The organism is Streptomyces sp. NPDC005955 (genome assembly GCF_042871255.1).
GTDB lineage: Bacteria > Actinomycetota > Actinomycetes > Streptomycetales > Streptomycetaceae > Streptomyces.
In genome coordinates, this window is record NZ_JBIAIF010000013.1 from 61,003 (window position 1) to 85,055 (window position 24,053).

22 protein-coding genes and 1 pseudogene are annotated in these 24,053 nt (G+C 71.1%); 4 read left to right on the plus strand and 19 right to left on the minus strand.

Features of this window, described 5'->3' with window-relative positions:
• Window positions 1–129: 129 nt before the first annotated feature.
• From ACFYOU_RS26355 to ACFYOU_RS26390, 8 genes are all read right to left on the minus strand, one after another.
• The gene (locus ACFYOU_RS26355; RefSeq protein ID WP_385493107.1) at window positions 130–330 is read right to left on the minus strand and encodes a hypothetical protein; all 201 of its coding nucleotides are present in this window, start codon (window positions 328–330) and stop codon (window positions 130–132) included.
• 9 nt (window positions 331–339) lie between these two features.
• On the minus strand, window positions 340–567 hold the full coding sequence (locus ACFYOU_RS26360) for a hypothetical protein (RefSeq protein WP_389765614.1): 228 nt from the start codon (window positions 565–567) through the stop codon (window positions 340–342).
• Between the two features lie 230 nt (window positions 568–797).
• A complete protein-coding gene (locus tag ACFYOU_RS26365; protein ID WP_391309150.1) occupies window positions 798–1,799 on the minus strand; it encodes a WYL domain-containing protein in 1,002 nt (333 codons plus the stop codon).
• Window positions 1,800–1,877: 78 nt separating this feature from the next.
• Entirely contained in the window at window positions 1,878–2,855 is a 978-nt protein-coding gene (locus ACFYOU_RS26370) for a helix-turn-helix transcriptional regulator (RefSeq protein ID WP_385493106.1), read from the minus strand.
• A gap of 132 nt (window positions 2,856–2,987) precedes the next feature.
• Window positions 2,988–3,359: an FKBP-type peptidyl-prolyl cis-trans isomerase gene (locus tag ACFYOU_RS26375; RefSeq protein ID WP_385493105.1), complete on the minus strand. Its 372-nt coding sequence runs from the start codon at window positions 3,357–3,359 to the stop codon at window positions 2,988–2,990.
• Between the two features lie 42 nt (window positions 3,360–3,401).
• Window positions 3,402–4,400 carry an FKBP-type peptidyl-prolyl cis-trans isomerase gene (locus tag ACFYOU_RS26380; RefSeq protein ID WP_389765418.1) on the minus strand — a complete coding sequence of 333 codons (999 nt, stop codon included), beginning with the start codon at window positions 4,398–4,400 and terminating at the stop codon, window positions 3,402–3,404.
• A 237-nt stretch (window positions 4,401–4,637) separates the two neighbouring features.
• Window positions 4,638–5,999, minus strand: a complete 1,362-nt coding sequence (gene pafA / locus ACFYOU_RS26385; protein ID WP_385493103.1) for a Pup--protein ligase — start codon at window positions 5,997–5,999, stop codon at window positions 4,638–4,640.
• A gap of 9 nt (window positions 6,000–6,008) precedes the next feature.
• Window positions 6,009–7,268, minus strand: a complete 1,260-nt coding sequence (locus tag ACFYOU_RS26390; protein WP_391308981.1) for an MFS transporter — start codon at window positions 7,266–7,268, stop codon at window positions 6,009–6,011.
• A 145-nt stretch (window positions 7,269–7,413) separates the two neighbouring features.
• Here ACFYOU_RS26390 and ACFYOU_RS26395 point away from each other — a divergent pair, with 145 nt between their 5' ends.
• On the plus strand, window positions 7,414–8,502 hold the full coding sequence (locus tag ACFYOU_RS26395; RefSeq protein ID WP_391308983.1) for a substrate-binding domain-containing protein: 1,089 nt from the start codon (window positions 7,414–7,416) through the stop codon (window positions 8,500–8,502).
• An 85-nt stretch (window positions 8,503–8,587) separates the two neighbouring features.
• Here ACFYOU_RS26395 and prcA read toward each other — a convergent pair whose 3' ends face one another.
• From prcA to arc, 6 genes and pseudogenes are all read right to left on the minus strand, one after another.
• Window positions 8,588–9,463 (minus strand): proteasome subunit alpha, encoded by an 876-nt coding sequence (gene prcA / locus ACFYOU_RS26400; RefSeq protein ID WP_391308985.1) that lies wholly within the window; start codon window positions 9,461–9,463, stop codon window positions 8,588–8,590.
• A gap of 49 nt (window positions 9,464–9,512) precedes the next feature.
• Window positions 9,513–10,358: a proteasome subunit beta gene (gene prcB / locus ACFYOU_RS26405; RefSeq protein ID WP_387000661.1), complete on the minus strand. Its 846-nt coding sequence runs from the start codon at window positions 10,356–10,358 to the stop codon at window positions 9,513–9,515.
• Window positions 10,313–10,498, minus strand: a pseudogene (locus tag ACFYOU_RS26410) (endonuclease domain-containing protein); the annotation flags it as partial. The pseudogene ACFYOU_RS26410 and the gene prcB, both read right to left, overlap by 46 nt.
• Before the next feature lie 183 nt (window positions 10,499–10,681).
• A complete protein-coding gene (locus tag ACFYOU_RS26415) occupies window positions 10,682–10,900 on the minus strand; it encodes a ubiquitin-like protein Pup (RefSeq protein ID WP_385493097.1) in 219 nt (72 codons plus the stop codon).
• A 182-nt stretch (window positions 10,901–11,082) separates the two neighbouring features.
• Entirely contained in the window at window positions 11,083–12,594 is a 1,512-nt protein-coding gene (gene dop / locus ACFYOU_RS26420) for a depupylase/deamidase Dop (protein ID WP_387000665.1), read from the minus strand.
• 234 nt (window positions 12,595–12,828) lie between these two features.
• The gene (gene arc, locus ACFYOU_RS26425; RefSeq protein ID WP_385493095.1) at window positions 12,829–14,592 is read right to left on the minus strand and encodes a proteasome ATPase; all 1,764 of its coding nucleotides are present in this window, start codon (window positions 14,590–14,592) and stop codon (window positions 12,829–12,831) included.
• A 531-nt stretch (window positions 14,593–15,123) separates the two neighbouring features.
• Between arc and ACFYOU_RS26430 the strand changes: the two genes are divergently transcribed.
• The gene (locus tag ACFYOU_RS26430) at window positions 15,124–15,456 is read left to right on the plus strand and encodes a ferredoxin (protein WP_391308988.1); all 333 of its coding nucleotides are present in this window, start codon (window positions 15,124–15,126) and stop codon (window positions 15,454–15,456) included.
• A gap of 55 nt (window positions 15,457–15,511) precedes the next feature.
• Here the strand turns inward: ACFYOU_RS26430 and ACFYOU_RS26435 are convergent, their stop codons facing one another.
• The 3 genes from ACFYOU_RS26435 to ACFYOU_RS26445 all read right to left on the minus strand — a co-directional run bounded on the left by ACFYOU_RS26435 (window position 15,512) and on the right by ACFYOU_RS26445 (window position 18,942).
• Window positions 15,512–16,090 (minus strand): hypothetical protein, encoded by a 579-nt coding sequence (locus tag ACFYOU_RS26435; protein ID WP_389765404.1) that lies wholly within the window; start codon window positions 16,088–16,090, stop codon window positions 15,512–15,514.
• A 280-nt stretch (window positions 16,091–16,370) separates the two neighbouring features.
• The gene (locus ACFYOU_RS26440; RefSeq protein WP_387000671.1) at window positions 16,371–17,273 is read right to left on the minus strand and encodes a tRNA (adenine-N1)-methyltransferase; all 903 of its coding nucleotides are present in this window, start codon (window positions 17,271–17,273) and stop codon (window positions 16,371–16,373) included.
• Window positions 17,274–17,340: 67 nt separating this feature from the next.
• A complete protein-coding gene (locus ACFYOU_RS26445; RefSeq protein WP_391308991.1) occupies window positions 17,341–18,942 on the minus strand; it encodes a site-2 protease family protein in 1,602 nt (533 codons plus the stop codon).
• Between the two features lie 107 nt (window positions 18,943–19,049).
• Between ACFYOU_RS26445 and ACFYOU_RS26450 the strand changes: the two genes are divergently transcribed.
• Window positions 19,050–19,997, plus strand: coding sequence for a PD-(D/E)XK nuclease family protein (locus tag ACFYOU_RS26450; RefSeq protein ID WP_391308992.1), 948 nt, complete (start codon window positions 19,050–19,052; stop codon window positions 19,995–19,997).
• A gap of 14 nt (window positions 19,998–20,011) precedes the next feature.
• Window positions 20,012–20,683, plus strand: coding sequence for a response regulator (locus ACFYOU_RS26455; RefSeq protein WP_389765398.1), 672 nt, complete (start codon window positions 20,012–20,014; stop codon window positions 20,681–20,683).
• Between the two features lie 97 nt (window positions 20,684–20,780).
• Here the strand turns inward: ACFYOU_RS26455 and ACFYOU_RS26460 are convergent, their stop codons facing one another.
• Together ACFYOU_RS26460 and ACFYOU_RS26465 are read right to left on the minus strand one after the other, a co-directional pair.
• Window positions 20,781–22,361: an ABC transporter substrate-binding protein gene (locus ACFYOU_RS26460; RefSeq protein ID WP_391308994.1), complete on the minus strand. Its 1,581-nt coding sequence runs from the start codon at window positions 22,359–22,361 to the stop codon at window positions 20,781–20,783.
• Between the two features lie 26 nt (window positions 22,362–22,387).
• Window positions 22,388–23,992, minus strand: coding sequence for an ABC transporter substrate-binding protein (locus tag ACFYOU_RS26465; protein WP_389765394.1), 1,605 nt, complete (start codon window positions 23,990–23,992; stop codon window positions 22,388–22,390).
• Between the last annotated feature and the right edge of the window lie 61 nt (window positions 23,993–24,053).

Consider the following 24,053-nt stretch of genomic DNA (forward strand, 5'->3'; position numbering starts at 1 on the left):
CTCCGGACCGTGTGGGCAGCCTACCTGCCCGCCCTCGGCGCCGGACAGATCGGAGCCGGGGGTTACTGGCGCGGACCGGGGGCGCCCCGGTGGCCCGGCCGGTACGCACGGTCACCGGACCGGCTGGCGTCACAGTCCCGCGTCGTGTCCCGCGCGGGCGGCGCCCACCGAGGCGCGCTCCAGGTCTTCGGCGGCGCCCCCGATCCGGCGGGCGGCCTCGGAGACCTCACGCCCCAGGCGCTCCGCCGCCACGAAGACCCGGACGGCGAGGATCCCGAGGACCAGCAGACCGAGGAAACCGACGGCGATCGCGAACATGGCCCAGAACATGGGGCGAGCCTAGACGGTGGAGTGCAGGCGCAGGGTCCGCACCCCGCCCTCGGTGAGCAGTTCGACGATGCGCTCACCTGCGGGCTTGCGGACGGCGGAGTCGCACTCGGGACAGGTGAACGAGTAGAAGGTGGTGTGCGCCGAGCCGCCGATCGCGAGGCGCAGTGCGGCGGCGGGGAGTTCGAACCGGGCGCGGCAGTCGGGGCAGCCGGCGCGGAAGACCACGGGGGTGACCATCGCCAACTCCGGGAACTCCCGGTCGCCCGATATCCCGGTTGCGTCCAGGGAATCCGATATGTCGGGAACTTCCGGGGCGGTGGGGGTCGTGGGCGCGCCGGGCGCCTCGGCCGCTCCACCGTGCGCCGGGACGTCGTGAGCCGGGACGTCGTGGGCCGACCCGCCGTGGGCCGGGACGCCGAAGGGGCCGGCGACCGGTACGGAGCCGGGGCCGGAGTCCGGGGGGATGGTCACAGTCCTCGCTCCTGCCGGTCGGCGGGCCCGTCGGGGCCGGGACGCCCGGCCGGACCGTCCGCGCCGTCGAGCCCGTCGTAGGCGGCGAGCGCCTCCCGGGCCGCACGCCGGGCGCTCTCCGCCAGGTCCTCGGGCGCGACGATCCGCCCGTCCCGCCCGAGCCGCAGCGCCAGGCGCCGCAGCGACGCCGGGTCGGGGGCGCGCAGGGAGATCCGCAGCCCCCCGTCGCCCAGTTCCTCGGCACTGTCGTGCGGGTAGTACTCGGCCACCCAGCGACCGCCGGGTCCCACCTCGACGACCACCTCGGGGTCCTCGGCGGCGGGCTGCACCAGGGCTTCGGACAGGTCCCTCAGCTCTATCTCGGGCGGCGCCGACGGCTCGTCCAGGACCTTGATCTCGGCGACCCGGTCCAGCCGGAACGTCCGTCGGGCCTCGGAGCGGCGGCACCACGCCTCGACGTAGGTGTGACCGACGCTGACCAGCCGGATGGGGTCGATCTCCCGTTCGGTGACCTCGTCCCGCGCGGGAGAGTAGTACCTGATCCAGAGCCGGCGGCGCTCGGAGATCGCCCGGTCCACGTCGGCGAAGACCCCGCCCTCGGACTCGAAGGTGACCGACAGCCGGGCGCTGGGGGCCGCGGCCTCGCCCGCCGCGGTCTCGACCTTCGCGGTGGCCCGCAGCAACGCCTGCCGATCGCCCTCGCGCAGTCCCGGCAGCGTGGCCACGGCCCGGGCAGCGACGAGCAGGGCGGTGGCCTCGTCGGCGGAGATCCGGAGCGGGGCCGCCGCCTCGGCGCTGAGCGCCTGGGGGTTGCGCCACCAGATGCGGTCGCCGTCCGTGTCGATGTCGAGCAGGTCGCCGCCGCGGAAGCTCGTCCCGCACAGCGGCAGTACGTCGAGGTCCGAGATCAGCTCGTCCTCGCTGATCCCGAAGGCGCGTGCCACGTCCTCCACCCGGGCTCCGGGACGCTCCCTCAGATACGTGACCAGGGACAGCATCCGGCGGGTCTGGTCGATGGCGTTCGCCGGGCGCGCCGGCCTGGCGGGCTTTCCTGCCACGGTGGTACGTCTCCCCCTCTAGCCCTTGGCCACGGCACGGAGCCGATCGACCACGTCGGCCCGCAGTTCCGCGGGCTCCAGCACCACGACGTCGGGACCGAACTCGACGAGCCAGGCGTCGAGCCCGTGCCCGTACGGAACCTCCAGTTCGTCCCATCCGTCGCCGAGTTCCCGTACGGTCTCCGCCTTCGCCCGCAAGGGGTAGCCGGCGCCGGTGCGCAGTCGGATGCGGGCGCTGCGCTCCGCGCCTTCGCCCGCCCAGCGCGCGACGGTCTCCCGGACGGTGACGACATCGGGGACGGGCTCGCGGTAGGCGCCGACGCGGCTGCGGACCCGGCCGGTGATCCGGGACAGCCGGAACACCCGCTCCGCCTCCCGGTCCCGGTCCCAGCCCGCGAGGTACCAGTGGCCGCGCCAGCACTCCAGGGCCCAGGGCTCGACCTGCCGGGGCTCCGGGCGGGCGGCGTTCGCCTTGCGGTAGTCGAACTGCACGGGCCGCCGGTCCCGGCAGGCCAGCATCATCGGTTCGAAGGCCGCCTCGTGCACGGGGATGCGGGGCTCCAGGGCTCCGTGGCCCTCGTGCGGGTCGACGGTCTCGGGCACGCCGGCCGCACGGAGCTTCTGGAGGGCGCCGCTGGCCGCTCCGGCGAGCCGGGCCTGCTGCCACACCCGGGCGGCGAGTCCCAGGGCCGCCGCCTCCTCCGCGTCGAGGGAGATGGGCGGCAGCCGGTTGCTGTCGCGGCGCGCGAGGTAGCCGACGTCGCCGTCGAGGCTTTCGACGGTCTCGATGACGAGTCCGAGTTCGCGCAGGTCGTCCTTGTCGCGTTCGAACATCCGGTTGAACGAGTCGTCGGTCCCCTGGGCGCCCTCACCGGGGCCGAACGCCTCGATGTACGCCTCGATGGAGCCCCGGAGTTCCCGCTTGCTGAGAGGTCGCCGCGTCCCGAGCAGACACAGCGCCAGATTCATCAGCCGCTCGGCCTTGGAGATGGCCATCGACGCCTTACGTCCTCTCGTTCGCCCACCCGCCCGACGACCGTACCGTCCCGGGGCGCCACGGGAAAAGCCACGGGCCCACGCCGGGGGCGCGGGCCCGTGGCTGATCAAAAATGATCAGATTCGACCGTGTCAGATCGACACGAGGTCGCACACGAAGATCAGCGTCTCGCCCGGGGCGATGCGGCCGCCCGCACCACGGTCACCGTACGCGAGGTGCGCCGGGATCGTCAGCTTGCGACGACCGCCGACCTTCATGCCCTCGACGCCCTGGTCCCATCCCTTGATGACCTGGCCGGCGCCCAACTGGAACTGGAGGGGCTTGCCGCGGTTCCAGCTCGCGTCGAACTCCTCGCCGGTGGAGAAGGCCACGCCCACGTAGTGCACGGAGACCAGGTCGCCCGCCTTGGCCTCCCTGCCGTCGCCCTCCCAGATGTCCACGATCTCAAGGTCCTTGGGGGCCTCGCCCTCGGGGAAGTCGATCTCGGGCTTTTCGATGCTCACGTCAATTGCTCCTGCTCAGGTGGATGGGCAACCGTCCCAGTGTTACATCTTCGCGAGGATGTCCACCGAGAAGACCAGCGTGGAGTCCTTCTTGATCGGCCCGTCCTTCGGGGGCTCGTCGCCGTACCCGAGGGCGGGCGGGACCACGATGAGCACCCGGCTGCCGACCTTCTTGCCGGTGAGTCCCTGCGCCCAGCCCTTGACGACCTGGCTCAGACCGAACTGGGCCAGCTGCTCGCGCTGGTAGGAGGAGTCGAACTCCTTGCCGTCGGCCCAGAGCACGCCCTTGTACTGGACGAGGAGCGAGTCGGTCTCCTTGACCACCTCGCCGTTCCCCTCCAGCACGTACTCCGACACGAGCTTCGTCGGAGCGGCCGTCTTCGGCACGTCGACGGAGGGGGCCTTGCCGTCGGTGTTGGTCCCCACCTTCGGCAGGGCCTTGTCGTCCTGGGCGATCTTCTTGCCCCGGGCGGAGCTCTTCGCGTTGAAGGAGTCGACGATGTCGACGACGAACACCAGCGTGTCCGTCCCCTTGATCCCGGCCTGTTCGTTGCCCTGTTCGCCGTACCCGAGCAACGGCGGGATGGCCAGCTCCACCCGGGAACCGGCCTTCTTCCCCACCAGGGCCTGGTCCCAGCCCGGGATGACCTGCCCCACGCCGATCTGGAAGATCGCCGGGGCGCCACGGTCGTAGGAGTTGTCGAAGACCTTCGCGGACGACCAGATCTGGCCGAGGTAGTTCGCCTGGAGGTGGTCCCCCTTGGCGACGGTGACACCGCTGCCCGGCAGGACGTTCTTCACCGCGAGGTCCGACGACGGCGTGCCGCTGCCCTTCGCCACGGTCGGCTTCTCACCCCACTTCTTCCCCGCGGTGATGTCCGGCACGGGTCCCGACACGATCTTCCCGGACTGCTGGGGCGAATCGGTCGGCACGGGGGAGGAACTCTTGCTCGCGCTGCCCTTGTCGGTCTTGTCGTCACCGCACGCGGCGAGCGTCAACAGTCCGGCGGGTACGGCGAAGAGGAGTGAGCGTCGGCGCACGGTGGGGGCCTCGTATCGGTCGTTCTGGCGGTTGGCGTGCGCGCCACCTTACTGAGGTTTCCCCGCGCTCCGGCGCTCCGGCTCCCGGCCGGCACCGCCGGACCCCCGACGGACGCGTGGCCCCCGGGAAGCACGGGCCCACGAGGAGGGGGCGCCGTACGGTGAACGTACGACACCCCCGGGGCGGTTCCGGTTCACCGAGATCGGTGCGACCGCCGTGGTCGACCCACGGACCGGTCACATGCCGGCGATGAGCTTCTCCACCCGGTCGTCGACGGAGCGGAACGGGTCCTTGCACAGCACGGTGCGCTGCGCCTGGTCGTTGAGCTTGAGGTGCACCCAGTCGACGGTGAAGTCCCGCCGCTGTTCCTGCGCACGGCGGATGAAGTCGCCGCGCAGCCGGGCCCGGGTGGTCTGCGGGGGCACCGACTTGCCCTCGAAGATCTTGAGGTCGTCGCAGATCCGGGCGACCTGCCCGCGGCGCTCCAACAGGTAGTAGAGGCCCCGGCGACGGTGGATGTCGTGGTAGGCGAGGTCTATCTGGGCGACCCGCGGGTTCGACATGGTCATGTTGTGCTTCGCCCGGTACCGCTCGATCAGTTGGTACTTCATGACCCAGTCGATCTCCGTGGAGATGCGGTCGAGGTCCTCGGCCTCGATCGCGTCCAGGGTGCGGCCCCAGAGTTCCAGTACCTGCTCGACCGTGCCGGTGCGGATGCCCCGGCGCTCGCAGAAGTCCACGGCCTTTTCGTAGTACTCGCGCTGCACCTCCAGGGCGGACGCCTCGCGCCCGCTCGCGAGGCGCACCTTGCGCTGCCCGGTGATGTCGTGGCTGACCTCGCGGATCGCCCGGATGGGGTTCTCCAGGGTCAGGTCACGCATCACGGTGCCCGCCTCGATCATGCGCAGCACCAGGTCCGTGGCCCCGACCTTGAGGAGCATCGTCGTCTCGGACATGTTCGAGTCGCCGACGATGACGTGGAGGCGGCGGTACCGCTCCGCGTCGGCGTGCGGTTCGTCGCGGGTGTTGATGATGGGTCGGGAACGCGTCGTGGCGGAGCTGACGCCCTCCCAGATGTGTTCCGCCCGCTGGCTGACGCAGTACACCGCACCGCGCGGGGTCTGGAGGACCTTGCCCGCGCCGCAGAGCAACTGCCGGGTGACGAGGAAGGGGATGAGGATGTCCGCGAGTCGGGAGAACTCGCCGTGCCGGGCCACCAGGTAGTTCTCGTGGCACCCGTACGAGTTCCCCGCCGAATCCGTGTTGTTCTTGAAGAGGTAGACGTCGCCCGCGATTCCCTCCTCGTGCAGGCGGCGTTCGGCGTCGACGAGCAGCCCTTCGAGGATCCGCTCACCGGCCTTGTCGTGGGTGACCAGCTCGGTCACGTTGTCACATTCGGGGGTCGCGTATTCAGGATGCGATCCGACATCGAGGTACAAGCGGGCGCCGTTGCGCAGAAAGACGTTGCTGCTCCGGCCCCATGACACGACACGGCGGAAGAGGTACCGCGCCACCTCGTCGGGAGACAGGCGGCGCTGTCCCCTGAACGTACATGTGACGCCGTACTCGTTCTCCAGCCCGAAAATGCGGCGGTCCATGACTGAACATTACGCCTGATGCCCTGTACTGAAACCGGGTTCGACCGTACCGTTCCGATCATTTTCCGATGACCCGGCCACCACGCCGGTGCGCAACGGAACCACCAGCGCCGCCCTCGCGAGGACCAGCACGGTCAGGGCGGCGAGCCCCGCCACGGCCGGAACCGTGAACGCCGCCCGGGTGCCGCCCCACTCCACCACCGGCCCGGCCAGGGCGGTCCCGCCGGCCGCGCCGACGCTGAACGTGGTGACCAACCAGGAGAACGCCTCGGTGACCGTCCCGCGCGGGGCGTGCCGGTCCACCACCACGAAGGCGCAGGCCAGCGCGGGCGCCAGGAACACCCCGGCGAGCGTGCTGAGCAGCGTCATGCCGATCACCCCGGGTACCAGGGCCAGCGGCGCGTAACACAGCGCCAGCAGCGCCACCAGGGCCCTCAGCCGCGGTTCGGGGGCACCGGCCCACTCCCGTGCGCCGTAGCCCAGTCCCCCGATCAGCGCCCCCAGGCCCAGGGCCGCCATCAGCCCGCCGTACACCACGTCCCCGCCGCGGTCCTCGGCGTAGGACGCCCCGGCCACGGCGATGGAGCCGAGGGCCGCGCCGATGAACAGGAAGGCGCCCAGCAGGGTCAGCAGTCCGCCCGAACGCAGGGCGCCCAGCCAGTGGGCCTCGCGCGGGGCGGAGCGCCAGGTCCGCGAGGGCTTCGTGGTCACCACGGAGAGCACGCCGAGCACGCCGAGGCCGTTGACGACGAGCAGCGCCGCCGCCGGCGACCACAACGACACGCACAGGGTCACCAGCAGCGGCCCCACCGTGAACATGACCTCCTGGGCCACCGCGTCCATCGCGTACGCCCGGTGCACCTGGCCGTCGTGGGGCAGCACGTCCGGCCACAGTGCCCGCAGACCGCCCTCCAGGGGCGGGGTGAACAGTCCGGCGACCGCCACGGCTGCGTAGGCCACCGCGAGGGAGTCGGTCCCGGCGAGCGCGAGGACGCTGGCGCCGAGCGCCGACAGCAGCGCGGCGGGGACCTGGACGCCCGGTTGGCCGCGCAGGTCCACCAGACGGCCCAGCAGGGGCTGTCCGACGGCGTGGGTCAGGCCGTACACGGCCGCGAGGCCGCCCGCGAGGCTGTAGCTGCCGCCCTCGGCACGCACCAGCAGCACGATCGCGATCGGGGCGGTGGCGCTGGGGACCCGCCCCACCAGGGTGCCGATCAGCAGCCTCGCCGCGTAGCGCGCCCGGAAGATGTCCCCGTACCCCGAGGCCATGCGCGGCCCTCCCACTCCCTGAAGTGTTACGTATAACGTCGCCGTCATACGTACCATGTGGGCCATCCGGCGGTCCACCGGCATTCTGCGGGCACCGCGAGGGACACCCACCGGCCCGGGGCCGGTCAGCGACGTGGAGGCAGCAGTGAGGACGGAGGGCGGCCACCCCGGTGGTCACGGACCGCCACCGGGGGCCGAGCGCCCGCCGGGGGGCCACGGCACCCGGCCCACCAGCCGGGACGTCGCCCGCGCCGCGGGGGTCTCCCAGGCGGCCGTGTCGCTGGTCCTGGGCGACAAGTGGCGCGGTCGGGTGGCCCGGGCCACCGCGGAGCGGGTGCGGGCCGCCGCCCGCGACCTCGGCTACCGCCCCAACCTGGCCGCCCGGAACCTGCGCCTCGGCCGCACGCGCACGGCGCTGCTGGCGGTGCCCGTCCTCAACAGTGACTTCTTCGCCGGGGTCCACGCGGGCGCCGCGCGGGTGGCCGCCCGGCACGGTTTCGGCGTCGTCCTGTACCCCGTCCCCACCGACGCCGGGTCGGCTCCCGACCCGTTCGAGTCGGCCCGCGCCGCCCTGGACGGGGTGATCGCCGCCTCCATGGCCCCGGAGGCGGTCGCCGCCCTGAGGGACGGTGGACTCCCCCTGGTCATGCTGGACTCCGACCCCGCGGCGGCGCACGGCGCGGCCGTCGTCAACCTCGACGTGGGCGACGGGGTGCGGCAGGTGGTCCGCCATCTGCTCGCCCTCGGCCACCGGGACGTCCTGCACCTGGGCGCGGACGTCGACTCGTGGACCTTCCGCGTACGGGCCGGCGCCCTGACCGAGGCCCTGCGGGACGGCTCGGTGACCCATCGGCGGGTCACCGCCCCGCTGCGCGTCGACGCGGCCCGCGCCGCCGTGGCCGAGGTGCTGGGCCTGCCGGCCGCGGAGCGGCCCACCGCGGTGCTGTGCGACAGCGACGTGCTCGCCGCGGGCGTGCTCAAGACCGCCCGGCGCCTGGGGCTGCGGGTGCCCGAGGACCTGTCCGTGACCGGCTTCGACGACCTGTCCCTCGCCATCGCCGTCGAACCCGAACTCACCACCCTCCGGCTGCCGGCCGAGGACGTGGGTGCCCACGGGATGCACGGTCTGCTGGCGCTGCTCGACGGCGAGCAGCCGCCGCCGGTGACCCTGCCCGTGGAACTCGTTTCCCGCGGTTCCACCGGAGCGGCCCCCGCCCGCCGCGGGGCGCCCTGACGGCGCGCCGGCCCTTCCGTGCGGCCCGCAGACGGCGAAGGGCCCCGGACCGGCTACGCCCGGTCGGGACCCCCGTCCGGGTGCACTACGCCTCCGGTTCGGCCTCGTCCGAGGTGTCCGGGCCGGTCGGCTTGGCGGGCTTGCTCGACTTGCCGGACTTCGCGGGCTTCGCGGTGCCCGCCGGCGCGCCGGTCTCCTCGGCGCCGGACTGCGCCCCGGCGTCGCCCGCTGCGGAGTCCGCCGCGTCGCCGGGCGGCCGGGTGCCCTCCTCCAGCAGCCGGGCGAGCTGACGCCCGACGATCCGCTTGAACTTGCGCTGCTGGGGGCGGGTGCGGTCCAGGACCGCCACCTCCAGGCGCTCGGCGGGGATCTCCCGCTCGCTGCCGTTGGTGTCCCGCGAGAGGGCCTGCACGGCCAGCCGCAGGGCCGCCGCGAGCGACATCCCGTCCTCGTGGCGCTGGTCCAGATAGGTGCTGATCTGTTCGGCGTTGCCGCCGACGGCGACCGAGCCGTGCTCGTCCACGATCGATCCGTCGTGCGGCAGCCGGTAGATCTGATCGCCCTCCGGAGCGTCACCGACCTCGGCGACGACCAGTTCCACCTCGTACGGCTTCTCGGCCGAGCTGGAGAAGATCGTGCCGAGCGTCTGGGCGTACACGTTCGCCAGCCCGCGGGCGGTCACGTCATCGCGGTCGTAGGTGTACCCCCGCAGGTCGGCGTAGCGCACCCCGCCGATCCGAAGGTTCTCGTACTCGTTGTACTTGCCGGCCGCGGCGAAGCCGATCCGGTCGTAGATCTCGCTGAACTTGTGCAGCGCGCGGGACGGGTTCTCACCGACGAACACGATGCCGTCGGTGTACTGGAGAACGACCAGGCTGCGCCCCCGGGCGATGCCCTTGCGCGCGTACTCCGCCCGGTCGGCCATGGCCTGCTGGGGTGAGACGTAGAACGGCGTAGACACCGGCTGTCCGTCCTTTTCTGTGAGTGGCGATTACGGTTTCGGCAGGTGGTCAGAGCAGGGCGGCACGGGGGCCGTCGGGCTGCTCCAGGCGCCGCTCCAGGATCGAGCGCGCGATCTCGGAGGACTCGGCCTCCGTCAGCCTGCGGAATCCGCTTTCGGTGATCACGGTCACGATCGGGTAGATGCGCCGGGCCACGTCCGGGCCGCCGGTCGCCGAATCGTCGTCGGCGGCGTCGTACAACGCCTGCACCACGAGCGTCGTCGCCTGCTGTTCGGTGAGCTCGTCGTGGTAGAGCTTCTTCATCGAGCCGCGGGCGAAGATCGAGCCCGAGCCGGTGGCCGCGAAGCCCTGCTCCTCGCTCCGCCCGCCCGTCACGTCGTAGCTGAAGACGCGGCCCTTCTCGCGGTCGACGTCGTAGCCGGCGAAGAGGGGCACCACGGCCAGGCCCTGCATGGCCATCCCGAGGTTGGAACGGATCATCGTGGAGAGCCGGTTGGCCTTGCCCTCCAGGGAGAGCTGGACGCCCTCGACCTTCTCGAAGTGCTCCAACTCCAGTTGGAACAGCTTGACCATCTCGACCGCGAGGCCCGCCGTGCCGGCGATGCCGACGGCCGAGTACTCGTCCGCCGGGAACACCTTCTCGATGTCCCGCTGCGCGATCATGCTGCCCATCGTGGCCCGCCGGTCACCGGCGAGCACCACACCGCCCGGGAAGGTCACGGCGACGATCGTGGTGCCGTGCGGCACCTCGATGGCGCCCTGGACCGGGGGCAGCGCCCGGTTGCCCGGCAACATGTCCGGCTGGTGCACGGAGAGGAAGTCCACGAAGGACGACGAGCCGGGGGTGAGGAAGGCAGCTGGTAGACGCCCGGTGCCACGGTTGTTGGCTTCCACGAGTTTCCCTCCAGATAAGCGGCAGCCCTGCGGACGGTGTCGGGATCGCCGCCCAACTCGCCGACGGCCGAATTGCAGTTGAAGCACGGTACGCCAGGGACCTTACCCGCCTCACGGCCGTGATCCACATGCGTGGAGGGACGGAACGTACGGGGTCCGGAACGGCGAGGAAGGCGGTGGTGCGCGGTCGGCCGCGCCACCGCCCGCCCAGGTGTGCGCACCGGACCGGCGCGGGCGGGCCGACCCGCCGCGCGACCGCGGGCGCAGGACCCGCCCGCGGTCGCGCGAGGACGTCTCCGGACCGCGCGGGTCCGGAGCCTTCGTTACTGGCCGCCCTTTTGCACGAAGGAGCGCACGAAGTCCTCGGCGTTCTCCTCCAGGACGTCGTCGATCTCGTCCAGGACGGAGTCGACGTCGTCGCTCAGTTTCTCCTGGCGCTCCTTGAGGTCCTCGGAGGCCTGCGCGTCCTGCGCCTGCTCCTCGGTCTCCTCGTTGGTGCGCGTGGCCTTCTGCTGTCCGCCGCCGGTGTCCTTGGTCGCCATCAACCCTCACCCCGCTCGGTTCGCCCGACTCAGTTCGATCGGTCAAGATCAGACCCTACAAGCTGGGTCCGACATCGGCCCCCGCGTTCGTACAACGTCCGGGGATCATCATCATGATTCCCGGGGACGGTGCCCTTCAGCCGCTCCCGGGACCGGTTTCGGTACCGGTCCCGCTGCGCCGGTCACCCGCCGGACAGGACCTTGACGAGTTCCTCGGCCGTGCGACAGCGGTCGAGGAGCGCTTTGACGTGGTTGCGCGTACCGCGCAACGGTTCCAGGGTCGGGACCCGCTGGAGGGAGTCCCGACCGGGCAGGTCGAAGATCACGGAGTCCCAGGAGGCCGCGGCCACGTCGTCCGCGTACTGCTCCAGACAGCGTCCCCGGAAGTAGGCCCTGGTGTCCTCCGGGGGCTTGGTGCGGGCCCGTTCCACCTCCTCCTCGTCCAGGAGCCGCTGCATCTTGCCCCGGGCCACCAGCCGGTTGTACAGGCCCTTCTCGGCGCGCACGTCGGCGTACTGGAGGTCGACCAGGTGCAGCCGGGCGGCGTCCCAGTCGAGGCCGTCGCGCCGCCGGTAGCCCTCCATCAGCTCCCGCTTGGCGACCCAGTCCAGCTCCCCGGACAGGCTCATCGGGTCGTTCTCCAGCCGGTTCAGCGTGTCTTCCCACCGGGCGAGCACGTCCCGGGTCTGTTCGTCCGCATCGGCCCCGAACCGTTCCTCCACGTACTTGCGGGACAGCTCGTAGTACTCCATCTGGAGCTGTACCGCGGTGAGCGTGCGGCCGCTGCGGAGCGTGATGAGCCGTCGCAGCCCGGGGTCATGCGAGACCTGGTGGAGCGTGCGCACCGGCTGGTCGACGGCGAGGTCCACGGCGATGAAGCCGTCCTCGATCATGGACAGCACCAGTGCGGTGGTGCCGAGCTTCAGATAGGTGGAGATCTCGGAGAGGTTGGCGTCGCCGATGATCACATGGAGGCGCCGGTACTTCTCGGCGTCGGCGTGCGGCTCGTCCCGGGTGTTGATGATGGGCCGCTTCAGCGTGGTCTCCAGGCCGACCTCGACCTCGAAGTAGTCCGCGCGCTGGCTGATCTGGAAGCCGTGTTCATGGCCGTCCTGGCCGATCCCGACGCGGCCGGCCCCGGTGACGACCTGCCGGGAGACGAAGAAGGGCGTGAGGTGGCGCACGATGTCCGAGAAGGCGGTCTCCCGCTTCATCAGGTAGTTCTCGTGCGTCCCGTAGGAGGCGCCCTTGTTGTCGGTGTTGTTCTTGTAGAGGTGGATGGGCTGCGCGCCCGGGAGCTGGGCGGCGCGCTCGGCGGCCTCCGCCATGATCCGCTCCCCCGCCTTGTCCCAGAGGACCGCGTCCCGCGGGTTGGTGATCTCCGGGGAGCTGTACTCGGGGTGCGCGTGGTCCACGTAGAGCCGGGCGCCGTTGGTCAGGATGACGTTGGCGAGACCGATGTCCTCGTCGGTGAGCTGGCTGGAGTCGGCGGCCTCGCGCGCGAGGTCGAAGCCCCGGGCGTCACGCAGCGGGTTCTCCTCCTCGAAGTCCCACCGGGCCCGGCGGGCCCGGTGCATCGCTGCCGCGTAGGCGTTGACGATCTGGGAAGAGGTGAGCATGGCATTGGCATTGGGGTGGCCGGGAACGGAGATGCCGTACTCCGTCTCGATGCCCATTACTCGCCGTACGGTCATGCGGCCCTCCTTGCCCGACGACGCCCCCGGGCGGGGGCGGCGCTCAAGTACCGCTGGTGCTCCGGTCCGTGTGCGGTGCCCGTCCCCGCACTGCGTGACGCGGCGGTACAGGAGAGCCTATGACGCCTCTGCACTGGTGGGGAGATCATTCTCGTCATTGCCGTGTCACCGTGTGCCGTCCGGTGAAACAGTCGGCTGCGGGCACCCGTGGGCACCCGCAGCCGCCCGGTTCGTCTAGAGGTACTGACCGGTGTTCGCCACCGTGTCGATGGAGCGCCCGGTGTCGGCGCCCTGCTTCCCGGTGACCAGGGTGCGGATGTAGACGATCCGCTCGCCCTTCTTGCCGGAGATCCGGGCCCAGTCGTCCGGGTTGGTGGTGTTGGGGAGGTCCTCGTTCTCCTTGAACTCGTCCACGCACGCCTGGAGGAGGTGGGAGACCCGCAGCCCCTTCTGGTTCTGCTCCAGGAACGCCTTGATCGCCATCTTCTTGGCACGGCCCACGATGTTCTCGATCATGGCGCCGGAGTTGAAGTCCTTGAAGTACAGGACCTCCTTGTCACCGTTGGCGTAGGTGACCTCCAGGAAGCGGTTCTCCTCGGACTCGGCGTACATCTGCTCGACGGCGGTCTGGATCATGCCCTGCACCGTGGCCCCGCGGTCGCCGCCGTGCTCGCCGAGGTCGTCGGAGTGCAGCGGGAGCCGCTGGGTGAGGTACTTGCCGAAGATGTCCTTGGCCGCCTCGGCGTCCGGACGCTCGATCTTGATCTTCACGTCGAGCCGGCCGGGCCGCAGGATCGCGGGGTCGATCATGTCCTCGCGGTTGGAGGCACCGATGACGACCACGTTCTCCAGGCCCTCGACGCCGTCGATCTCGGCGAGGAGCTGCGGGACGATGGTGTTCTCGACGTCCGAGCTGACGCCCGAGCCGCGGGTGCGGAACAGGGACTCCATCTCGTCGAAGAAGACGATGACCGGGGTGCCCTCGCTGGCCTTCTCACGGGCCCGCTGGAACACCAGGCGGATCTGCCGCTCGGTCTCGCCGACGTACTTGTTGAGCAGCTCCGGGCCCTTGATGTTGAGGAAGAAGCTCTTGCCCGACGCCTGCCCGGTGACTTCGGCGACCTTCTTCGCGAGGGAGTTGGCCACCGCCTTGGCGATGAGCGTCTTCCCGCACCCCGGCGGGCCGTAGAGGAGGACGCCCTTGGGCGGGCGCAGTTCGTGCTCCTTGAACAGGTCCGGGTAGAGGTAGGGGAGCTCGACCGCGTCGCGGATCAGCTCGATCTGGTTGCCCAGACCGCCGATCTGCTCGTAGCCGATGTCCGGGACCTCTTCGAGGACGAGTTCCTCGACCTCGCTCTTGGGCACGACCTCGTAGACGTAGCCGGAGCGGGATTCGAGGAGCAGGGCGTCACCCGGGCGGATGGTCACGTCGAGGAGCGGCTCGGCGAGCCGGACGACGCGCTCCTCGTCGGTGTGTCCGACGACCAGGGCGCGTTCGCCGTCCTCCAGGATCTCCTTGAGGGTGACGATGTCGCCGACGCGCTCGTACGTCATGGCCTCGACCACGTTGAGCGCCTCGTTCAGCATGACTTCCTGGCCGCGCCGGAGTTCGTCGAGTTCGACGCTCGGGCTCACGTTCACCCGGAGCTTGCGGCCCCCGGTGAAGATGTCGGCGGTGCCGTCCTCGTTGGCCGTGAGGAAGACGCCGAAGCCGGCCGGCGGCTGGGCGAGCCGGTCGACCTCCTCCTTGAGGGCCACGATCTGGTCGCGGGCCTCACGGAGCGTGTTCGCGAGTCGTTCGTTCTGCGCGGACACGCCGGCCAGGTTCGTCTGGAGTTCGACGATCCGCTCTTCGAGAATCCTCGTGTGCCGCGGAGAGTCGGCGAGCTTGCGTCGCAGGACGGCGATCTCCTGCTCAAGATAGGCGATCTGACCGGCCGGGTCATCGGACCCCCGACCCGGGCGGATGCCGCGGTTCGTGTCGTCGTGGGCTGCCACGGTCCTCACCTCCTCCAAGGGGAGCTGGACGCTTCCTGACCCTACCTGGGTGGGTGTCGATTGAAACCCCTAGATCACAAAGACCGTGGGGGTGTGTCCGATCTTCACCCTTGCGCTCTCCCTCACGCCAGGTGGATACCCACGGAATGACGTCTGAAAGCGGCCCGGTCCGCTCAGGAAATGGTCAACACCCATCACCGGGCGGCCGACTTGTGCCGTCGTCAGGGTGTCCACGGAGCGGATCGGCCCCTTGGATGTGACGGGCGCCACGGGTGCACGACGGGTGCTCCGACCCGGTTTTCGGCCAGCGGCAGCAGGGGTTCGGCAGCGACCGGCGGTGACGCTGCGTGTGCCGTGGGCGGGGCACGGCGCCAGTGCGGGCGGTTGTATCGTCGAGACGTCCGGCACGCGCGCGGGACGGGTGTTCGCCCGGGAGGTCGACCGGGGCCGCCGGGGTCCACGGGGCCCCGAAGCCCTCGGAGTCGTCACGGCGAGCGTCCCGGCCCGGCGGGTGCACGAGTTGCGCGGGTCATGGCGGGAGAGCAGACGGTGGGGCAAGAGGACCGGTCCGGTAAGCAGGAGGGCGAGGCCCCCGAGCTGGAGGTCTGGATCGACCAGGACCTGTGCACGGGCGACGGGATCTGCGTGCAGTACGCCCCGGAGGTCTTCGAGCTGGACATCGACGGCCTGGCCTACGTGAAGAGCGCCGACGACGAGTTGCTCCAGGCCCCGGGCGCCACGACCCGGGTGCCGCTGCCGCTGTTGCAGGACGTCGCCGACTCCGCCAAGGAGTGCCCCGGGGACTGCATCCACGTGCGGCGGATCACCGACCGGGTCGAGGTGTACGGACCGGACGCGGCCTGAGACGGCACGCGGTGCCGTCCGCGCGGTCCGGGGCGGCCGGGCCGGCGCGGGGCCGTCAGGCGCTCAGTGCGCGCCCGGTGTCGGCGCTGAGGAAACGGCCGTCGTGCCAGGTCCAGGTGGTCCGCTTGCGCTCGTCCGGACAGCAGTTGGGCACCTCGGGCGAGGAGTAGCCGAGCAGGGTGGCGAGCACGGTCCCGCCGCGTACGGTGAGCTCGGTGACGCCCAGCCGGTCCTCGGGGTCGACCAGCGTGGCGACCACCCGGGGGGCCGCTTCGGCGCCGGTGCGGGTGAGGACGTAGACACCGCTGGGCGGCGTCCCCATGCCCGTGTCGCAGCGCGCCACGGCGACCGTCTCGGGCGTTCCGTCCCCGTCGAGGTCACCGCTCGCCTTCTGGACGACGCGCACCCCGACGGGGCCGCAGTCGAGCGGGAGCTTCACGTCGGCCGGATCGGGTGCGGGGCCGGGAGCCTTCCGGGCTTCGACCCGGGGACGGCCCTCCTGGACGGCCGTCGCCGCGTCGGGCTGGAGGAGGGACGAGGCCGCGATCACACCGGCGAGGGCCGCGGCGGTGGCCACCCAGTGGATGGGCCGGGTGCGGGTGTGCGCCAGTTCCGGAACGGCGGGGTGCTGCACGAGGAGTGTCTCCTGTGAGGGCTGTGCCGGTGGGGTGGCCAGCATCGTGCCACACGGCGCGGGGCCGGGGAACGGCGGGGCCGGGGTTCGGGGCCGCCGGGTCGGGGCACCCGGCGCGGCACGCGCCCAACGTGCGGATGCCGCCGTCGAGTTTCCCGGACGGACCGGGAACTCGACGGCGGCATCCGCGCGTTGTGAAGGGTGTGGCCGATACGGCCGTGTTGGCCCGAAGGGTCCCGCAGCTGGCACGCGATGCCGACTGCGGGGCGGGTGGCACGGGTCAGCGGGTGGCGCCGCCGTCGGCGTTGGGACCCGCGTAGTCGTCGCCGTACGCACCCTTGGCGGGGCGGCGGCGGCGCATCGGGGGCTCGACGCCGTCGGCGAGCCGACGGGCGGTGAGGAGGAACCCGGTGTGACCGATCATGCGGTGGTCGGGGCGTACGGCGAGGCCCTCGATGTGCCAGTTGCGGATCATCGTCTCCCAGGCGGTCGGCTCGTTGAAGCAGCCGATCTCCCGGATGGACTCCACGGTCCGGGCGAGCTGGGTCGTCGTCGCCACGTAGCAGCAGACGATGCCGCCGGGCACGAGGGCCTTGGAGACGGCCTCCAGGCACTCCCAGGGCGCCAGCATGTCGAGGATGACCCGGTCGACGTCCGTGTCGGACAGGTTGTCCTGGAGGTCGCCGACGGTCAGCTGCCAGGCCGGGTGCGGACCGCCGAAGTAGCGCTCCACGTTCTGCCGGGCGATGTCCGCGAAGTCCTCGCGGCGCTCGTAGGAGTGGAGCATGCCCTGGTCACCGATGGCGCGGAGCAGGAAGCTGCTCAGCGATCCGGAGCCCACTCCCGCTTCCACGACGCGGGCGCCGGGGAAGATGTCCGCGAAGGAGAGGATCTGCCCCGCGTCCTTGGGGTAGACCACGGCGGCGCCGCGGGGCATGGACAGGACGTAGTCGGGGAGCAGGGGGCGCAGCGCTAGGTAGGCGACGTTCCCCGTGGTGCGGACAACGCTGCCCTCGGGGGAGCCGATCAGCTCGTCGTGCGGGAACGACCCTTTGTGGGTGTGGAAGTTCTTCCCGGCTTCGAGCGTGAACGTGTAGTGGCGTCCCTTGGGGTCGGTGAGCTGGACCTGGTCCCCGACCTTGAAGGGCCCGCGGCGGCGGGCGGCACCGGTCGGTTCGGACATGTGACCAGCCTACCGGTCGTGACGGGGGCCTCGAACCACGGCGGGGCGGGGCCCGGCCGGGACGGGGTCAGCTGGGGCGGGCCATGGCCCGGACGAAGGCCCGTTCCACGTCGGCGGCGGAGAGCACGCCGTAGATCTCGCCGGAGTCCTCCACCACGAGGTACTCGGTGGCCGGGGTGGTGCGCAGCACGTCGAGGAGTTCCTCGCCGGCGAGGTCGGCGGAGACGCGCATCCCGTCGGTGAGGTCCTGGGCGAGTCCGCTGACGGCGACCCAGGGGCGCCGGTGCTCCGGGATCCCGACGATGGCGGCCTCGCGGACCACCGCGACGGGCTCGCCGTCCGGGGCGACGATCACCAGGGCGCGGGCGCCGGCGTCGTTCGCGCGGCGCAGCGCCTCGGACAGCGGGGTGTCGGTCTCCACGGGGACGGCGCGCCGGGTGAGGGCGCGGGCCCGCAGCTCGGGGAGGTGTTCCCGCAGCCGGGCCATGCGCAGGCTGTTGCCGGCTCCGGTCCAGATGATGGCGGCGAGGATCGCGGCCAGCAGGGCGTCGGTGACGGTGTCCATGCCGTCGAGGCCGTCCGGCTTGGGGCCGAGGACGCCGGACTGGGTGAGCAGCGGCAGGCCGATCAGGACCGAGACGGCGAGGGCCCGGCCGACCCAGGCGGCGGCGATGGTGCCGCTCATGGGCTTGCCGGTGATCTTCCAGACGACGGCGCGCAGCATCCGGCCGCCGTCCAGGGGCAGCCCCGGCAGCAGGTTGAAGGCGGCCACGATCAGGTTGGAGATCATCAGGCCGGCCAGCAGGACGCCGGGCACCGTGCCGGGTTCGACGAGCAGCATGCCGCCGTAGAAGGCACCGGCGAGGACGAGCGAGAGGAGCGGGCCGACGAACGCCAGGACGAACTCGCGGCCGGGGGTCTCGGACTCCTTCTCGATCTCGGAGACGCCGCCGAAGAACTGGAGCTGGATGCGGCGCACGGGCAGCTTGAAGCGGAGCGCGGCGACCGTGTGCGCGAGTTCGTGGACCAGGACGGACGCGTAGAACGCGACGGCGAAGAAGAGGGAGACCAGGTACCGGACGTTGCCCAGTTCGGGCAGGACGCGTTCCAGCTGGCCGCCGAAGACCCAGGTGATCAGGGCGGCCACCAGGAACCAGCTGGGGGCGACGTAGACGGGCACGCCGAAGGGTCGGCCCATGAGGATGCCGCCGCCGGGGTCCTTGGCGCGCCGGGGCCGGTCGGAGCCGGGCGGGTGCTCTGTGTCGCCCGTGCCGAACGGGCTCGGCCCGCCACTCTCCGTACCGGTCGCGCGGGGCGGCTGGTGGCGGGAGTCGGCGTACGGGTGCTGGGGGGCGCGCACGGGGGGCTTGGTGAGCGGGGTGCGGGGGCGGTCGTCCCCCGGTTCCCGGGAGGCCGGGGTGTCGGGGTGCGCGGGGGCGTCCTTCCCGGTGGCGCGCTCGCCCGTGGGGGCGTCCGCTCCGGTGACGGGGTCCGCCGGGGGCGGCCCGTCGGAGGGCGCGTCGGAAGGCCCGTCGGAGGGCGCGTCGCCGCTCCGCGCGCCCGGTCGGGCGTCCGGAGTGGGGTGGTCCGGCCCGTCCGGACGCGGGCGCCGCTCGGCCGCCGCATCGCCGTCCGGCTGCGGCTGACCGCTCCCGCCGCTCTCAGTCACGGTGTCCCCTCGTTCGGTTTCCCCCGCCCCTGATCATGCAGCGCGAGGGGGTCTGCCGTCGATGGTATGCGTCGGGGTGTCAGTGGCGGGCCGTAGGGTCTGTCCCCATGGAGACCCGTACCGGTGAAGCCGTGGCGCCCGCACGCCCGGGGTCGCTGTCGCCGTCGCGCGCGAGCGATTTCATGCAGTGCCCGCTGCTCTACCGCTTCCGGGTGATCGACAGGCTGCCCGAGAAGCCCAGCGCGGCGGCGACCCGGGGCACCTTGGTCCATGCCGTCCTCGAACGCATGTTTGACTCTCCGGCCGGGGAGCGGACCGTGCCGCGGGCGAAGGCCCTGGTCCCGGGGCAGTGGGACCGGCTGCGGACCGCGAAGCCGGAGCTGGCCGACCTCTTCAAGGAACCGGACGCCCCGCCGAACGGGCCCGGCCCCGAGGAGACCGAGGCCCAGCGGCTCGCACAGTGGCTGGCGGAGGCGGAGGCCCTGGTCGAGCGCTGGTTCACCCTGGAGGACCCGACCCGGCTGGAGCCCGCCGAGCGCGAGCTGTTCGTGGAGGCGGAACTGCCCTCGGGGCTCCGGCTGCGGGGGATCATCGACCGGGTGGACGTCGCTCCGACCGGTGAGGTCCGCATCGTCGACTACAAGACCGGCAAGGCGCCCCGCCCGGAGTACGCGGAGGGCGCGCTGTTCCAGATGAAGTTCTACGCCCTGGTGGTGTGGCGGCTGAAGGGGCTGGTCCCGCGCCGGCTCCAACTGGTCTATCTGGGCAGCGGGGACGTCCTCACCTACGACCCGGTCGTCGCCGACCTGGAACGGGTGGAACGCAAGGTGCACGCCCTGTGGGACGCGATCCGGCAGGCGACCGACACCGGCGAGTGGCGGCCCCGCCGCACCAAGCTGTGCGGGTGGTGCGACCACCGCGCGCTCTGCCCGGAGTTCGGGGGAACTCCCCCGCCGTACCCGCTGCCGCTCGCCCCGGGGGCGAGCGGATCGGCGCCCGCGGTCGTCCCGGGGCGGTCCACCGGTCCGGAGCAGGGCAGAATGGGGCCGGACTAGCGAAGGAGACACACGTGGCCATCCGCGTCCTACTGGTCGATGACCAGCCGCTGCTGCGCACCGGGTTCCGGATGATTCTGGAGGCCGAGGCGGACCTGGCGGTCGTCGGCGAGGCCGGAGACGGCCTGCAAGCACTCGACCAGGTACGCGCCCTCCAGCCCGACGTGGTCCTCATGGACATCCGCATGCCCCGGATGGACGGGGTCGAAGCCACCCGGCAGATCACCGGCCCCGGGCGCGACGGCCCCGCCAAGGTGCTGGTCCTGACCACGTTCGACCTCGACGAGTACGTGGTCGAGGCGCTCAAGGCGGGAGCGAGCGGGTTCCTGCTGAAGGACGCCCCCGCCAACGAGCTGGTCCAGGCGATCCGGGTGGTCGCCGCGGGCGAGGCGATGTTGGCGCCGAGCATCACCCGACGGCTGCTCGACAAGTACGCCGACCACCTCCCGTCCGGGGACGAACCGGTGCCCGACACCCTGCACACGCTCACCGACCGTGAGGTGGAGGTGCTGAAGCTGGTGGCGCGCGGACTGTCCAACGCGGAGGTCGCCGCGGAACTGTTCGTCAGCGAGACCACCGTGAAGACGCACGTGGGTCACGTCCTGACGAAGCTGGGGCTGCGCGACCGCGTCCAGGCGGCGGTCTACGCGTACGAGAGCGGTCTGGTGCGCCCCGGCGCCCAGTGACGTGGACGGGCCCGCACCGGATCGGCGCGGGCCCGCGGGCCCGCGGGCCCGCGGGCCACCCCGGGTACGGGGCCGGTGCGCACCGGCCCCGACCGGCTCAGCCCTTGCTGATCTCCCAGAACCGGAACACCGTGGACGCGTCGAGGCAGTTCTCCAGCCCGTAGACGCTGTCCCGGACGACCGCGTACTGCTTGGCCTGCCAGAGCGGGACGATCGGTACGTCGCGCGCGACGATGTCCTGGAGCTCGGCGTAGTCCTTGGCGGTGGCGGACCGGTCGTTCTCCGCCGCCGTCGCGGGGATGACCTTGTCCGTGATGGTGCTGTTCTCGTAGTTGTTGCCGAGGACGTTGCCCTTGCCGAAGAACGGCTGGGTGAAGTTGTCCGGGTCCGGGTAGTCCGGCACCCAACCCTTCACGTACACGCCGTACTTGCCGGCGGCGATGTCCTTCTCGTACTGGTCGAACTCGACCGAGCGGACCTGCGCGTCGAACAGCCCGCTGGCGTTCAGCTGCTCGGCGATCGCCCGGAACTCCTGGTCCGTCGAGGGGCCGTAGCGGGAGGGCGTCGACCACAGGGTCAGCTTCACCTTGCCGGTGTGGCCCTCGGCTTCGAGCGCCTCCTTGGCCTTGGCACGCTCCGGGCGGGCGCCGTACTCGTCGAAGAACGCCGTGTTGTGGGCGGTGATCCCGGCCGGGATGATCGAGTAGAGCGGCTCCGCGGTGGAGTCGTAGACCTGCTGGACGAGCGCCTCCCGGTCGATCAGGTAGGCGATCGCCTTGCGCACGCCCCGCTTGCCCACCACCGGGTCGTTCATGTTGAAGACCAGGTGCTGCACCTCGGCGCTGCTGCCCGGCACGATGTCGACGCCGGAACCGGTACTGGTGTCGTTCTCGATCTCGGCGATGTCCTTGGCCGCGAGGCCGCGGTAGGCGACGTCGACGTCCTTGCCGATGAGCGCCTTCTTCAGCGCTCCCTGGTCACCGCCGAAGAGACGCAGGGTGACCTTGGAGTTGCGCAGCTTGGCGTTGCCCTTGTAGGAGCCGTTGCGGGAGAACTCCGCACGGTCCTTGCGGAACGAGTCGAGCTTGTACGGGCCCGAGCCGACCGCCTTGTCGTCGGTGCGGAGCTTGTCGGCGGGGTACTCGCGGTGGTCCACGATCGACCCCGCGCCGGAGGCGATCTTGCTGGGGAAGGTGGCGTCGGGCACGTTCAACCGGAAGACGACGGTCAGGGGGTCCGGCGCCTCCACCTCGTCGAGCATGGGGAACATGATCGCCGGGCCCGCATCGTCGTTGATGCGCATCGTGCGGTCGAAGGAGAACTTCACGTCCTCGGAGGTGAGGTCGTTGCCGTTGCTGAACTTGAGGCCCTTGCGCAGGGTGCACTTGAACACCTTGGCCCGGGCGTCGGTGAACCCACAGTCCTGGGCGGCTTCGGGCTCCGGCTCCGTACTGCCGATGGGGAAACTGAGCAGGGACTGGAAAACGTTGTTGAACAGCAGCCACGAGCCGGGGTCGTACCCCGATGCGGGGTCGGTCGCCTGTACGTCGTCGGACATGCCGACCACCACGGATCCTCCGCTGCCGGACTCACCGTCCTCCGTACCGCAGCCGGTCAGCGTGGCGGCTGCCAGTCCCGTGGCTATGGACAGGACTGACCACTGGGTGCGCTTCTTCACGATCTACCTTGGGGGTCCAAGGGAGTTCAGTCGCTGACTCCGCGACTGAGCTCCCACAGCTGAAGGTTCGACGAGGAGTCGAGTGCCCATTCGACTCCCTGGATGTCGTCGCGCGCGGCCACGTACTGCCTTCCTTGCCACAGAGGCAGTACCGGCACGTCGTCGGCGACGATGTTCTGGATCTCCTCGATGCTGTCCGACGCTCGCAACCGATCGGCCTCCCGGCGCGACTGGGGGATCAGGTCGTCGCGGATGGCACTGTTCACGTAGGGCAGCGCGAGGAAGTTCCCCTTGTCGAGGAAGGGGGCGAGGAAGTTGTCGGCGTCGGGGAAGTCGGGGAACCAACCCAGGCCGTACACGGCGTACTTGCCGTCGAGTTCGTCGGCACGGAACTCGACCCACTCCGTGCCCTTGATGTCGACCTCGAACAGACCACTGGCGTTGAGCTGCTTCTTGAGCACCTCGAACTCCTTCTCCGTGGTGGAGCCGTAGTGGTCGGTGGTGTAGTGGAGCGTGAGTTTGACCGGTGTGGTGACACCGGCCTTCCGCAGGATTCCGCGGGCCTTCTCGGTGCTCGGCGCGCCGTACTTGTTGAAGAAGGCGCTGGAGTGTCCGGTGAGGGTGGCCGGAACGAGGGAGTAGAGGGGGTCGGCGCCTTCGCCGTAGACGGTGGAGGTGAGTTCGCCGCGGTCGACGACCTGGGCCATGGCCTGACGGACGGCCTTCTCCCGCACCACGGGCGCATTGGTGTTGAAGCCGAGGTAACGGATCTCCAGACCGGGGGTCTCGACCAGTTTGATGCTCTTGTCGGCGCCGCCGGACAGCTTCTTGATCTGTTCCGGGGACATCGTGCGGGTCATCAGATCGACCTCGCCCGCGTCGAGCGCGGCGCCCATGGCCGCCGCGTCGGCGAAGGGACGGAGTTCGATCTTGCTGTTCTTGGGGGTGTGCTGACCCTTGTACGTGTCGTTCTTGGTGAACACCGCCTTGGTGACGGTGCCGTTCTCGGTCTCGGCCTTCAGGGTGTAGGGGCCGGAACCGTCGACCTCGAAGCCGTTGCGGAGCCGGTCACGGGGGTACTTCTCGGGGTGAACGATTCCGGCGACGGGGGTCGCGAGCTTGAACGGGAAGGTCGCATCGGGGGTCTTGAGGTGGAAGATGACCTTCTTGTAGCCCTGGGTCTCGACGGTGTCGACGGTGTTCAGCAGGCTGGCGACCCCACTGGCCGCCTTGATCCCGAGGACCCGGTCGATGGAGTACTTGACGTCGGTCGCGGTGACCGCCTCGCCACCCGCGAACTTGAGGCCGTCGCGCAGGGTGCACGCGTACCGTTCGTTGCCGGTGTCGGTGAACCCGCACTCCTCGGCGGCCTCGGGCACCGGCTCGCCACCGCCGCGGGGCAGGGTCATCAGGGTCTGGAGGCTCTGCCGCAGCAGGTTCCAGGAGCCCGCGTCGTAGGCGTACGCCGGATCGAGGGGAGCCGGTGACTCCTTGGTCGTCGCGAACGAGTCGGTGGTGCCGACGGTGATCGCATGACTTGCCCGGTCCCCGCCACCGGACCCGCCACAGGCGACGAGCACCGGGGTGAACAGGCCGAGGACGGCCGGCAGCACCAACGTCTTGCGGTTCATGGGCGGGGTTCTCCAGAGCGGTCGATCCCCGGACACCGGCAACGGGGGTGTGAGGGCGGTG